The organism is Tateyamaria sp. syn59 (assembly GCF_007995245.1).
GTDB lineage: Bacteria > Pseudomonadota > Alphaproteobacteria > Rhodobacterales > Rhodobacteraceae > Tateyamaria.
This window is the reverse complement of record NZ_VCBA01000003.1, coordinates 457,185-470,329: the sequence shown is the minus strand read 5'-3', so window position 1 is coordinate 470,329 and position 13,145 is coordinate 457,185. Positions and strand designations below refer to the sequence as shown.

Sequence of the window (13,145 nt, the reverse complement as noted above, 5' to 3'; positions counted from 1 at the left end):
GTCGGGGCGCGGCAGGTGCCAGCGGGATCAGGCAATGCGGGCGAGTTCCCGGCGGGATGTGGTGCCGAAAGCGAGGTCGAACCACTGGCGCGAACGTTCCATGGGCACGCCTGCACGCTCGGCCACTGCAGCGGCTGCACCTTCATCAAAATGCCACAGGCCGACGCTGATCTGATCACGCCCTTCGCCTGCGCTACCCAGCACATCCGGAGACGAGCCGATCATGCGGTAGATGCGCACCATGCGCGCATCGAACACACCGACGAAATGCTCGATCCCGAAGTTCTGCATGATCTCGCCGCCGCCCAACATCAACGCCGCGGCCACATGGCTGCCCGCGCCGCGCGTCAGGCAGAAGCGAGTGCATTCCCAGATCACCGGACTGGTGATGGGGCCGGAGATCAGATCATCGAAATGCTCGTTTACCATGGTGCGGCCCGTGGTGGGCAAGAAGCGCATGGAGCCGCCGTGGGAGCCGTCGGGCTCTTCCCAGATGACATAGAGCGGGTTCAGATCGTCATACTCGTCACGCTCATACCCGTCCTTGTCCACATGCACGTCCCAGCCAAGCCGGGTTTTGAACTGGTCCGCGCGGTCGCGGAACATCGTACGGGCAAGTTTGGGGTGATCACCGAGATCGGAGGCATAAATGTAACGCAGCATTTGGGTATTCCTTGTCAGACCGGGGCAGGTATGACCAAAAGACTACCGATACGTGCGTTAACGTCCAGAAATACAATCGTACGGAGAGTTGTCTGCACGAGCAACGCGCAGGCTTACACCACGATCAAACCCCTGCTCATGGCTCGAGCAACGGCGTGTGTCGTATTCATCGCGCCGAGCTTGAACCGGGCGCTTTCGATGTAGACGCGCAAAGTGTGTTCCGAGATCGACAGCGTGTCGGCCACCTGCGCGCGACTGTATCCCATCGCCAGAAATGTCATCGCATCAACCTCGCGCGGGCTGAGCGCCTGGGACTGTTCAGGCGCCCGGTCCGGTTCGAATTCGAGCGCCTTTTCGTTAAACGTGTGTGCAATGAGGATCAGGTCCCGGCGATGCGCCTCTGTCCATGTGGCCCATGTATCGTCGTCACATGAGTGGCTGGTCGTAAAAAGCGCAAACTGCCCGTTGGGCCCCCGAATTGGAACGGAAAATCCCTGGTTCCCAACCCCGTGAGCGATGGCTTCGGCCTGGAACGTGCGGGCGGGCTTGCTGCTCCAATCAAGTCGCTTCCAGTCGACCGGGTGAAATCTTTGAAAACACCCAAGAATGACCGGATCGACCCGCAGATAATTCTGCTCAAGATACCGGTCCCGCCATGTGTCCGAATATGTGCCGCAACCGTACTGATCCCCGGCGGAGTCGACCCAGTGATACACCACGTGATCGACACCATAATGGTCGCGTATTTCTTCGGAGGCCGACTGGAGGGCGGCGAGCCCTTCAGCTTGTTCCAAATCCTCCAAAATAGGTTCCAACGGCTGCCTCGCCGTCGTGGCGCTGACCATCTTTGGTTTCCTTCATCGCGGCGATCTCGGCCATTGCGACGATTGCGGTGTCATCCAACTGCTCGGCTAGAGCGGGCATTTCGTTGGCGCGGGCAAAGGTCTTCAGGTCCGTCAGAACGTCTAGTATCCAGTCACTTTTCATGGTCAGACTCACTCTCGAGTGGTTAATGAATGGTTAACACAACTATAGCATGTGTTAACTCTGCCTGAAAATTCACGTATTTCCCCTCCCCAGAAATAGCGAGGGAGCATTTTCTAAGCCCTTGATCGCATTAGGCGCGCCTTGGAACAGAAAAATGCCCGCGAAACCATGAGGTGATTCGCGGGCATTTATACTCTTCTTCTGCGTGTAAGGCGTTAACGGCCGGCCTCAACCGCATCCTCAAGCGTGCGCAGACCTGTCTTCGGCGCCTGCACCAGCACCGACATGTTGCCGGGCTTGTGCTCGTTGCGCAGCATCTTCATGTGCGCCTCGCGCAGATCGTCCCAGGCGAACACTTCGGACATGCACGGATCAAGGCGGCGCTCGACCATTAGGTGGTTGGCGGCTGCGGCCTGCTTGAGGTGGGCAAAGTGGCTGCCCTGCAGGCGCTTCTGGTGCATCCACATGTAACGGACGTCGAAGGTGCAGTTGAAGCCAGTGGTGCCCGCGCAGATCACGACCATGCCGCCCTTCTTGCAGACCAGCGACGAAACGGGGAACGTGCTTTCGCCCGGATGTTCGAACACCATGTCGACATTCACGCCCTTGCCGGTGATGTCCCAGATCGCCTTGCCGAACTTGCGCGCCTCTTTCAGCCAGGCCGCATATTCAGGCGTGTTGACCGTGGGCAGCTGGCCCCAGCAGTTGAAGTCCTTGCGGTTGATGACGCCCTTGGCGCCCAGATCCATTACAAAATCGCGCTTGGTCTCGTCCGAGATGACGCCGATCGCGTTGGCGCCCGCCGTGTTGATCAGTTGGATGGCGTAGGAGCCCAGACCACCCGATGCGCCCCAGACCAGAACGTTCTGTCCCGGCTTCAGGTCATGCGGCTCGTGACCGAAGAGCATGCGGTAAGCGGTCGCCAGTGTCAGCGTGTAGCAAGCGCTTTCTTCCCAGGTCAGGTGCTTGGGACGCGGCATCAATTGCTGCGCCTGCACATTGGTGAACTGGGCAAAGGAGCCATCGGGCGTCTCATAACCCCAGATGCGCTGCGTGTCCGAATACATCGGATCGCCACCATTGCAGTGCTCGTCGTCGCCATCGTCCTGGTTACAGTGGATGACAACCTCGTCGCCGACTTTCCAGCGTTTCACCTTATCACCCACGGCCCAAACGATGCCCGAGGCGTCGGAACCGGCGATGTGGAAGGGCTGTCCGTGACCATCAAAGGGTGAAATCGGCTTGCCAAGCGAGGCCCAGACCCCGTTGTAATTCACACCGGCCGCCATCACGAGCACCAGCACCTCGTGGCTGTCGAGCGTGGGCACATCCACCACTTCCAACTGCATCGCCGTGTCTGGCTCACCATGCCGCTCGCGACGGATCGCCCACGCGTACATCTGTTTCGGGACATACCCCATGGGCGGGATTTCACCCATCTCGTAGAGGTCTTTTTCAGGTGCGTCGTAGGACGCGATGCCAGTGTCGAGTGCCATGTCAGCCTCCGGGTTAGAAAATCTGTGCCGCAGTGCAGAATCGACCGCGTTAGGGCTGAATATGGCTCGTCACGAAATAAAGCAACACATACTTTGGTGTTTTTGTAATTTTATGACTTTGCGCGCGCAGCATTGCCGATGGCGATGCTGTCGGGATACAAATCGTCGATGGAATTAGCATAAAAGCGCACGAGCGCCTCTTCTTCCGCCAGCATAACCCATGTGTCAGACACCTTTTTGACCATCCCGCGTGTTTCCATATCCGTCATCGCGCGCAGAACGCGGTCGCGCAGATCCTGGTCGAGCAACGGAGGGCGCGTGCCGCGGGTCGGCGGCATTGCGGCCTTGACCTCATGCACCAGATCCTGATCGGGCAGCGGGTCCGGTGACATGAGAAACAAGCGGCACAGCAGGGGCACGAATGGCACCGGCATGACGTCTTGAATGCGGTCGCGCAGCGTTTCGGCAAGTTCGTCCAGCTCCACGTCCTCACCGAGGGCAGCGAGTGACACGGGTGGGCCAAAGACCACCGATGCGGTGCCAAACTTGCGGTACCGGCCCCTGATCCATTGCCACAGAAGGCGTAGGATCTCGGCCATGACAACGGTGATGCTCACGCCAAAGCGCCTGTCACCGCGCGCATCGGCGGCGATCAGCACACGATCTTCGAGCACGCGGTCGTAGTTGAGTGCGACAGGAACAAAGACGACATCGCGCTTCTTCGGGTCGTAGCCATCGACCACATAGGACAAGAGCCCCTTTTTCAGAGGCATGAGTTTGCCGTTCACGCTTAGCCCACCCTCGGGGAAGATCGCTTGTGTTACGCCACCCTCAGTCGCCATGCGCACATATCGGGCCAGCACCGCGCGATAGAGCGCGCCACGCGATTTGCGCCGGATGAAGTAAGCCCCCATGGACTTGATCAGCCGCGACAGCGGCCAGACCCGCGCCCACTCCCCGACCGCATAGCTGAGGGCCGACGCCTGCGCCGCTAGGTAGGTGACCAGCACGTAGTCCATGTTGCTGCGGTGGTTCATTACAAAGACGACCGTTGCGTTGGGGTCGGCGCTTTGGATCTGCTGATCATTGTTCAGCCCGGTCCGCACATTATAGAGTGCTGTTGCCAACCACCGCGCCGCCCGCGCGCCGAAACTGAAATAGGCAAAGGCGGAAAAGCTGGGTACAATTTCTCGCGCGTAGCGGCGAGCCTGTTCGAACGCAACGTTCTCCGGAACGTCGTTGTCATTGGCGTGCTGGACAATCGCCTCGGACACCTCCGGGTCATAGATCAGGCGCTGGATCATGTCGTGCCGCCGCGCCAGCTTGAACGGTTCGATCGGCCGCGTCAGACGTTCGTTCAACTGCGCCACCGCCCGTTCCAGCCTGCGGCGAAAGAACCAGCGGACGGACGGGAACAGGAAGTGCGAGGCAAAGGTCACAGCCGCGAACAGCACAATCAGCACAAAAAGCCAAAGGGGGAGTTCAACGGTCGTCATCATTGCGGGAACCCTCGCAGGCGCCGGGGACGGGGGCAAGGGAAATGGGCTGGCCTTTGGCGGCGCTTCCTAGGAAAAAGAGGGGATGTATGACGCGGATTCCATTCACACGCTGACGACCTTGGAGCAGATCGGACTGGTCGCTGTGTCCGCGCTGTTTGCGCTTTTAGCGCTGGGGTTCACGTGGGTACTGGTGCAGCGACGCCCCCTGATCATTCGTGTGCCGGTGTGGCTGGTGGCCTTCATCACCTTTGTCTGGGCCTCGCCCCAGGGGTACTACACGTACTACCGCATGATCTTTGACAACTTGCCGGCCCAATCTGTGATTCAGGCACCGCCCCCGCCGGAGGAAATCGTTGCTCTGCTCACTTTTACCGGACCAGAAAGCCTGGCTGCGCACAGCGTGGGTGTGCTGGGCTGGCTGATGTTCGTCGTCGCGGTTTGGCCCCAACGCCGGAAAAATGCCGCAACGCAGCGGATTGACTGAGCCAGAAAATTACATATACCTCCGATCAGACGAAATTTTGTTACGCGCCCGATTCACAGGAGATCGCCCATGTCGCAGCCTGAACAGAAAGACCGCCCCTGGTTGATCCGCACCTATGCGGGCCACTCGACGGCTGCGGCGTCAAATGCGCTTTACCGGTCGAACCTGGCCAAGGGCCAGACCGGCCTGTCCGTTGCCTTCGATCTGCCGACGCAGACGGGCTATGACAGCGACCACGTGCTGGCGCGCGGTGAAGTGGGCAAGGTCGGTGTGCCAGTGGCGCATCTGGGCGACATGCGCACGCTCTTTGATCAGATCCCGCTGGAGCAGATGAACACGTCGATGACGATCAATGCCACGGCCCCCTGGCTGCTGTCACTCTACATTGCCGTGGCCGAGGAACAGGGCGCGGACACGTCGAAACTTCAGGGCACGGTGCAGAATGACCTGATCAAGGAATACCTGAGCCGCGGTACGTATATCTGCCCGCCGAAACCATCGCTGAAGATGATCGCGGACGTAGCCGAATACTGCTACACGAATGTGCCGAAATGGAACCCGATGAACGTGTGTTCCTATCACCTGCAGGAAGCGGGCGCGACGCCGGAGCAGGAATTGGCTTTTGCCCTTGCGACGGCCACAGCCGTTCTGGACGAACTGAAACCGCGGATTGATCCCGCGGATTTCCCAGCTGTCGTGGGACGTATTTCCTTCTTCGTGAATGCAGGCATTCGTTTTGTCACTGAAATGTGCAAAATGCGTGCGTTTGTGGATTTGTGGGACGAGATTTGCGAGACGCGCTATGGCGTCACCGATCCGAAATTCCGACGTTTCCGCTACGGCGTTCAGGTCAATTCGCTGGGCCTCACCGAACAGCAACCGGAAAACAACGTCTACCGTATTCTGATCGAAATGCTTGCCGTTACACTGTCTAAAAAGGCGCGCGCGCGCGCGGTGCAATTGCCCGCCTGGAACGAGGCGCTTGGCCTGCCCCGCCCTTGGGATCAGCAATGGTCGATGCGGATGCAGCAGATCATGGCCTTTGAAACGGACCTGCTGGAATACGACGATCTGTTTGACGGCAACCCGACCGTCGATGCCAAGGTCGAGGAATTGAAGAACGGTGCGCGGCACGAGTTGGACAACCTCGATGCCATGGGCGGGGCCATTGCAGCCATCGACTATATGAAAGCGCAATTGGTGCAATCGAATGCGGAACGGCTGAACCGGATCGAAAAGGGCGAAACCGTCGTGGTCGGTGTGAACAAGTATCAGGCGGGCGAAGCCTCGCCCTTGATGACCGGCGATGGCGGAATCATGGTTGTCGATCCGGCGGTGGAACAGGACCAGATTGACCGGCTAAATGCGTGGCGGGCCGACCGTGATCCGGCGGCGGTTGCAGAGGCGCTGGCGGATCTGCGTGCGGCTGCGGAGGCTGGCAAGAACGTCATGCCCGCCTCGATCGTATGTGCAAAGGCGGGTGTGACCACCGGCGAGTGGGCGGCGCAGATGCGCGCGGTCCATGGCGAATATCGCGGCCCCACGGGCGTATCCTCGGGCCGGTCGAACATGACCGAAGGCCTGGATGACCTGCGTGATGCGGTGAATGCGGTCAGCGACCGTTTGGGCCGTCGTCTGAAATTCCTGGTTGGCAAACCAGGGCTTGATGGGCATTCGAATGGCGCCGAGCAGATTGCCGTACGCGCGCGGGATTGCGGAATGGAGATTGCCTACGAAGGGATCCGCCTGACACCGGAAGAGATTGTGACCGCCGCGCGCGAGGATGACGCGCATGTGGTCGGCCTGTCGATCCTGTCGGGCAGCCACATCCCGCTGGTGGAGGACCTGATGCAACGCATGCAGGCGGAAGGGCTGAACCACGTGCCAGTGATCGTTGGCGGCATCATCCCTGACGATGATGCCGACAGGCTGCGCGCAATGGGTGTTGCCCGTGTCTACACGCCCAAGGATTTCGAACTGAACACCATCATGATGGACATTGTGACCCTCGCCGATCCGCAGGCCGTTGCCGCGGAGTAGGGACGCACACCCACATCAATCTGTAATCCAGCGGAGCCGCCCAATGGGCGGTTCTTTTTTGGTTGCTGTGCCCGCGTGCTTCATTTTCCCTTAGCGAAAATAAGGCCGCGCCAAACTTACTACTATGGCGGGAACTCTAAAAATATGTATTTTACCTTCCACTGATGGTCGAAAGAAACGCGCATAACGAGCAAGTTACCGCCGTTGACACAAAAAATGCGCAGCCAGACTATTGATACTCGGCGGTTTTTTTCGAATAGGGCTGGTACTGACACAAGAACTGGAAAAGCAAATGGCAATAAAACTCGACAAAATGAGCCGAAAAGAGCTGGAAGCGTTGCGCGCTGATGTCGACGAGGCGATTGTGCAAAGACGGAAGTCGGAAAAGCAGGACGCCCTCGCAGCGGCACAACGGGCCGCAGCAGAGTTCGGCTTTTCACTCGACGAACTGACCGGCAAAAAAGCTGGCCGCGGTGGTGCAAAAGCATCGAGCGCAGAGCCCAAATACATGAACCCGGAAAATCCGACGCAGACCTGGACCGGAAAAGGTCGGCAACCAAACTGGTTCAAAGCCGCTGTCGAAGCGGGTACAGCGCCGGAAAGCCTGGAAATCTAGGCAACATCGCGCACATTCTTGAATCGTGCCCCCTTAGCTTTGAGGGGCACGATTAAAAAGCATACGGATGCGTTCGGCCAAGTCGCCTGATCCGAAAATGCCGCAGATAGCAGACCGTTTTCAAAAGTTAGCTGGTGATCCACAAGGCGCCATTGATCGGTCATTTGGACGGGTTGACATGAAATGCGCCCTGTTTTTACGACCGGTTCCGTTTTCGTTTCGTGATTTCACCGACATGGTGTTCTCCTTTCCCCGAAAGCGCGTTAAGCGGGCGTCCTGTTTCAGCATAAGGAGTTGACCATGACCGTTCACATCGGTGCCGCCGAGGGCCAGATTGCCGAGACCGTTTTGATGCCGGGTGACCCCTACCGCGCCAAATGGGCGGCAGAGACGTTCTTGGACAATGCCGAACTGGTCAACGAGGTGCGCGGCATGCTTGGGTTCACGGGCATGTGGAAAGGCAACCGGGTGACCATTCAGGGGTCCGGCATGGGAATGCCGTCCCTGTCGATCTATGCGAATGAGTTGATTTCGACCTATGGGGCACAGACCCTGATCCGGATCGGGTCATGTGGCGGGATGCAGCCGCATGTTGGGATCCGCGATGTGATCATTGCCATGACGGCCACGACGATCACGTCGCCGTCCTCCAGTTTTTTCAAGGAAATCAACTACGCGCCCTGTGCGAACTACCCCCTGCTCGCCGCCGCAGTGAAGGCGGCGGAGGCCAAGGGGACAACAACGCATGTGGGCGGGATCTATTCTTCGGACGTGTTCTATGCGGAGCGACCGGATCTGGATGAGCAGATGGTGCGGCACGGCATTCTCGGGGTCGAGATGGAGGCGGCGGAGCTCTACACACTCGCGGCACGGCACGGGCGCCGGGCGCTGGCGGTGCTGACGGTGAGCGATCATTTGCAGACGGGCGAGGCGTTGCCGTCGGAAGACAGAGAGCGCACGTTCGGGGACATGGTGGAAATTGCGCTAGAGGCGGCGTTTTCGTGAGGTTTTTGATTTTTAGTCAATAGCTTAAATCGACAACGGCGCATGCACATTGCGTACACTATTCGTACATAACCTGTGCACCGCGCGCGCACCGGGACCGTGCGGTGCCTTTACACTTTGTTCACCCGCATCGGAGCCAAGCGGGCCTCAACCGGATTGGCAAAGCGTTAGACCATCGTCGCTGCGCCTTGCGACGGTGGGAGCCTCCGGCGGGGATTATTTTAAACAGGGAAGGATGGACTGGGGCGCTGTCTTAGCGACCGTGGGTCCGATCGTAGCCGTTGGCTGGCGGACTTTGCCACGCATCAAGCGCACCCGTTGTGGGTGCGAAGACTTCGATCTTGAGCGGGTGGCAGGGAGCCACATCGGAGGAATGCTCGGACCCGCAATCCCCGCCCGGACAAGCGCTGAGTGCGCCGAGCAGATCAATCTCGGCCAAAAAGTCGATGTGATCGCCGGGTCGGACAGGTGAGGCTTTCATGAAATACTGGCCGGTGTCGCGGGTGAAGCCGGTGCACATGAAGACGTTCATGACGTCGTGGATATGCGGCTCGGCCTCGGCCAGCGGCAGATCCGTGTGATCCGAGAGGGCGCGGGTCAGGTTGGAATGGCAACAGTGGTGGTAGTGCCCGCCTTGCAGCAGGTTGCCGGTATAGGGGTCACAGCGCGTGCCGATCACGTCATGCACGCCGCCGCCGAAATCGTCGATGCCGTACCAGTCCAGCGTGTCGTGAATGATTGTGGCCATAGGGCGCAGGGTTGGAAAGTTGCTCCAGAGCCTGTCGCCGGTGTTCACATGGGTGCCGTGCAGGGCGCGGGTTTTGCCGGAATAGAACCGTTCGGTCAGGTCATGCAGGTTCCAAAGGTTCAGATCGCCGACCTGTGGCCCTTCGATGGACGAGATGCGGAAGATATGACCGGCGGGAACCGCGAATGTCGCGGCCTCGCGTGGCGATGCAAGCACTTCGGACAGCTTGGTCATGCCGTCACGGGCGCGCGCATAGGCAGCCATATCCGGCTGCGGCAGGGTGTCGGTGGGATAGCAGATCACCGGCGGCAGGGCACGGTGGGCGGCGGCGTGGTTTGGTGCATCTGGCATATCTGCCCCTTTATTCTGACCCTGCCATTCAGCACTCTTGCATCCAATGCAGCAAACCAATTTCTGGTTCTGACCACTTGTTTGATGACAACAACACTCACGTTTGTCGCCATCAAAAAGCACCAATGCGCGCGCTACACCCCACCAAAACGCGGCACAGGGACGACATCAGATGAATATCGGATTCTGGAAAAACCTTTACTATTCGCTGGACGAGATACTCTACGGCTACAGAGAACGGCTTTTATGGGCCTTTTCACGCGCGACAAGCAAGGCGCCCAGTAAAGAAGAGCGCGCCGAACGGTTCAACGCATGGACGTCACTGAGAAACGACATTCTGCTCAAGTCTCATACTGATCTCATTGATGGGTCACGCCCCGAGGCGACAGACATGCAGCGTGCGTTCTACCGCCATCTTGTCGCCGAAACAAAGCGCCTGAATATCCCTGACAACCCTCTCACAATGCACAACTCTTCTGCAGGACTTGAAAGCCATATCGCTGGATGGGCGGCACATTTCCTGCCGATTGACGCGTTTGAAGACTTCTATGCCGAGACCAATTTTCTACACATTATGCGCGCGCCTGACGCCATGATGCACGCGTGGCGGGCTGTCGAACACGACCGGACTTTTCCGCGCCTCGTCGCGCATCAGACCAAGAGATTGTCGGAGGAATATCTGGGCGGCATTGAAACGGGGGACATCCGTGAAACCGGCCTAAGACATACACGAAATATCATTCAGACGAACATCAAAGGAGATTTTGAAAAAGGCCGAGCAGCCTTTGAACGTTTCACATCTGGAGAGATCAGGGAATATGAAGACCTGAGGCACCGAAAATTCTTTGAATTTGTCCAGGCAGAAACGCGGGCCTCTGATGACGACATCAAAGATGAGAGCACGCGCCTAAGCTATCTGGATGAGATCAAAATTCACGGGTGGGCAACGCATTTTGTTAGTCCAAAGGGTGCGCTCACATACGAGGACTACGAGAAGTTCTATGCCAGAACGATCATTGCACATCGGCGGCATGAAGTTGTTGCCGCATATCGCGCTTTGGACGCGGCGCGCGGACTGCCTGCATTTCCGCCTTTCCAAAATACCTTTAAACTGTTTGCAACGCCGAGACACCTTTGACCCAAGACATCGGTGAAGCCACGCTGTGCGGCTGTGCCTCGTCGCACCCTGGAAACTGATCGCCTGCTTGGTCCTATGAGATGCACAAGAAACCCAATGCGGCACGCTACAAGCGGCTCCGCCTCGGCGGAGCCGCCTCGGCGGAGCCGCCTTTTTTCAATCGTTCAAATCAGACGGTGCGTTCGACCATCATCTTCTTGATGTTCGCAATCGCCTCGGCCGGGTTCAGGCCCTTGGGGCAGGTCTTGGCACAGTTCATGATCGTGTGGCAGCGATAGAGCTTGAACGGGTCCTCCAGGTCGTCGAGCCGTTCGCCTGTTGCCTCGTCGCGCGAGTCGATGATCCAGCGGTAAGCGTGCAGCAGCGCTGCCGGCCCGAGGTAGCGGTCGCCGTTCCACCAGTAGCTGGGGCAGGCCGTTGAGCAGGAGGCGCACATGACGCATTCATAGAGGCCGTCGAGCTTCTTGCGATCCTCGATGCTCTGCTTCCACTCCTTGGCGGGACGGTTCGTCTTGGTTTCCAGCCACGGCATGATGCTGGCGTGCTGGGCGTAGAAATGGGTGAGGTCGGGGATTAGGTCCTTGACCACCGGCATGTGCGGCAGGGGGTAGATTTTGACGTCGCCCTTCACCTCGTCCATGCCGTAGATGCAGGCGAGCGTGTTGATGCCGTCGATGTTCATCGCACATGACCCGCAGATCCCCTCGCGGCAGGAGCGGCGGAAGGTGAGTGTCGGGTCGATCTTGTTCTTGATGTAGATCAGCGCGTCGAGGATCATCGGGCCGCAATCGTCGAGGTCGACGAAATAGGTGTCGACCTGCGGGTTTTTGCCGTCATCGGGGTTCCAGCGGTAGATGCTGAACTTGCGCACATTCGTGGCGCCCTCGGGCTTGGGCCATGTCTTGCCCGTCATCATGCGGGAGTTTTTGGGAAGCGTCAGTTGGACCATTGCGGTTCTCCTTTCACGCGGTCAGGACGGAGAGACCCGCCCCGACGATGCACTGTTGTGTGGCTGGCCGTTCGAGCACGGAACGTACAAGAGCGGCGGTTGTTTCGGAGACGCCGATCACGGCATCCTTGGCAAATTCACCGATCTCGCGGGCCGAGGCGTTGTCAATCACGCAGTCGGTGAAGGGGGTCACGGCCTGTTGCGGTACGGCGGGGAAGCGGGTGACGAGGGTTTCTGCCACCGCCGCCTTGGCGCTGCGGCGGGCAACGTTGTCCACCGCTTGGGTGGTCTCGGCGCAGGCGGTGAGCGTGAGGGCGGCGATGAGGGCGGCGGCGCGGATCATGGCAGCACCACCTGTGCACTTGCCGTGCTGCGCAGAGTTTCGAGCCTTTTGGCGTCGCCAGGGAAGTGCTGCGCGAGCTTGGTCATGAAGCTGTCGTCCCGCGCCGCGGTCCAGAGCAGCATCTGGTATTCGTGGTCATCTGCCATTTGCGCGCTGCGTTGGTCGATTTTGAGGTCAGCGGCGGCGGTTGCGTCCTGGAAGGAGGAGCCGCCGCCAAAACGTTGGACTGTTCCGAGCGACAGGTCTTTGCCCGGCAGGTTGAGGCGGGTCAGCGCCTCTTCGCGGTAGTGCTCATCGGCGGTCCAGCTGTCGTAGCAGAGCGGGACCACGTCGTCGTCCTTTACCCGCGTCAGCATGTCCGAATAGGTGCTGACGGCGCGCCCCATGATCCGGTTGCGGTCGAGCGGGCCGAAGCCGTCGTTGCCCTGGATCTTGCGCAGAAGGGACGCGGCCCAGTGCAGGAAGCTGCGGTAGATGATGACGAGCGTTTCGGCGGCTGCGAAGAGCGCTTTGGGTGTCGCAGGCGGCACGCGGTCTTCGTAGGAGACGGCGGTAAACGGCTTGGCCCCGGCGCGGTCGATCCGCTTCCACTTGCCGCCCTGCCCCACCTCGGACCCACCTTCGAACAGCGACAGGCTGCTGCAGGTCACGATGGGGTCACCGCCGTGGCGACAGTTGTTCATGAAAAGGCCGTTGCCGCCGGGCGCGTTGCGCATGATCCAATTGATCAGCGCGTGGTTGCCCGACCGCCGCATGCCATAGATGCGCAGCACCCGTCCGGGGACAAGCCCTGCATCATCCGTGCTGTGCAACGCCTGATCCATGT

The 13,145-nt window shown here is 59.3% G+C and carries 14 protein-coding genes; 5 read left to right on the top strand and 9 right to left on the bottom strand.

Annotated elements, in window-relative coordinates; all coding sequences use genetic code 11:
* Window positions 1–27: 27 nt before the first annotated feature.
* From FD715_RS08335 to FD715_RS08315, 5 genes are all read right to left on the bottom strand, one after another.
* Entirely contained in the window at window positions 28–663 is a 636-nt protein-coding gene (locus tag FD715_RS08335) for an acyl-homoserine-lactone synthase (RefSeq protein ID WP_147107981.1), read from the bottom strand.
* 113 nt (window positions 664–776) lie between these two features.
* A complete protein-coding gene (locus FD715_RS08330) occupies window positions 777–1,508 on the bottom strand; it encodes an autoinducer binding domain-containing protein (RefSeq protein WP_147107977.1) in 732 nt (243 codons plus the stop codon).
* Window positions 1,444–1,650, bottom strand: a complete 207-nt coding sequence (locus FD715_RS08325; protein WP_147107974.1) for a hypothetical protein — start codon at window positions 1,648–1,650, stop codon at window positions 1,444–1,446. Before FD715_RS08325 ends, FD715_RS08330 begins: the two co-directional genes overlap by 65 nt.
* A 215-nt stretch (window positions 1,651–1,865) precedes the next feature.
* Window positions 1,866–3,146, bottom strand: a complete 1,281-nt coding sequence (gene ccrA, locus FD715_RS08320; protein ID WP_147107971.1) for a crotonyl-CoA carboxylase/reductase — start codon at window positions 3,144–3,146, stop codon at window positions 1,866–1,868.
* Window positions 3,147–3,256: 110 nt separating this feature from the next.
* The gene (locus tag FD715_RS08315; protein ID WP_147107968.1) at window positions 3,257–4,645 is read right to left on the bottom strand and encodes a 1-acyl-sn-glycerol-3-phosphate acyltransferase; all 1,389 of its coding nucleotides are present in this window, start codon (window positions 4,643–4,645) and stop codon (window positions 3,257–3,259) included.
* Window positions 4,646–4,727: 82 nt separating this feature from the next.
* On the opposite strand from FD715_RS08315, the gene FD715_RS08310 reads away from it, so the two are divergent.
* The 4 genes from FD715_RS08310 to deoD all read left to right on the top strand — a co-directional run bounded on the left by FD715_RS08310 (window position 4,728) and on the right by deoD (window position 8,790).
* Complete coding sequence (locus tag FD715_RS08310; protein WP_147107965.1) at window positions 4,728–5,129, top strand: hypothetical protein; 402 nt, start codon at window positions 4,728–4,730, stop codon at window positions 5,127–5,129.
* A 69-nt stretch (window positions 5,130–5,198) separates the two neighbouring features.
* Window positions 5,199–7,169: a protein meaA gene (locus tag FD715_RS08305; RefSeq protein ID WP_147107962.1), complete on the top strand. Its 1,971-nt coding sequence runs from the start codon at window positions 5,199–5,201 to the stop codon at window positions 7,167–7,169.
* A gap of 232 nt (window positions 7,170–7,401) precedes the next feature.
* On the top strand, window positions 7,402–7,785 hold the full coding sequence (locus FD715_RS08300) for an H-NS family nucleoid-associated regulatory protein (protein ID WP_370455369.1): 384 nt from the start codon (window positions 7,402–7,404) through the stop codon (window positions 7,783–7,785).
* 300 nt (window positions 7,786–8,085) lie between these two features.
* Complete coding sequence (deoD, locus tag FD715_RS08295; RefSeq protein WP_147107959.1) at window positions 8,086–8,790, top strand: purine-nucleoside phosphorylase; 705 nt, start codon at window positions 8,086–8,088, stop codon at window positions 8,788–8,790.
* Window positions 8,791–9,043: 253 nt separating this feature from the next.
* Here deoD and FD715_RS08290 read toward each other — a convergent pair whose 3' ends face one another.
* A complete protein-coding gene (locus FD715_RS08290) occupies window positions 9,044–9,889 on the bottom strand; it encodes a DUF1989 domain-containing protein (RefSeq protein WP_147107956.1) in 846 nt (281 codons plus the stop codon).
* Window positions 9,890–10,061: 172 nt separating this feature from the next.
* Here FD715_RS08290 and FD715_RS08285 point away from each other — a divergent pair, with 172 nt between their 5' ends.
* Window positions 10,062–11,027 (top strand): hypothetical protein, encoded by a 966-nt coding sequence (locus FD715_RS08285; RefSeq protein ID WP_147107953.1) that lies wholly within the window; start codon window positions 10,062–10,064, stop codon window positions 11,025–11,027.
* Between the two features lie 169 nt (window positions 11,028–11,196).
* Here FD715_RS08285 and FD715_RS08280 read toward each other — a convergent pair whose 3' ends face one another.
* Genes FD715_RS08280 through FD715_RS08270 form a run of 3 tightly spaced genes read right to left on the bottom strand, consistent with a single transcriptional unit; the run spans window position 11,197 to window position 13,143 of the window.
* Entirely contained in the window at window positions 11,197–11,976 is a 780-nt protein-coding gene (locus tag FD715_RS08280; RefSeq protein ID WP_147107950.1) for a succinate dehydrogenase iron-sulfur subunit, read from the bottom strand.
* Between the two features lie 13 nt (window positions 11,977–11,989).
* On the bottom strand, window positions 11,990–12,319 hold the full coding sequence (locus tag FD715_RS08275; protein ID WP_147107947.1) for a hypothetical protein: 330 nt from the start codon (window positions 12,317–12,319) through the stop codon (window positions 11,990–11,992).
* A complete protein-coding gene (locus FD715_RS08270) occupies window positions 12,316–13,143 on the bottom strand; it encodes a hypothetical protein (RefSeq protein WP_147107945.1) in 828 nt (275 codons plus the stop codon). Before FD715_RS08270 ends, FD715_RS08275 begins: the two co-directional genes overlap by 4 nt.
* Between the last annotated feature and the right edge of the window lie 2 nt (window positions 13,144–13,145).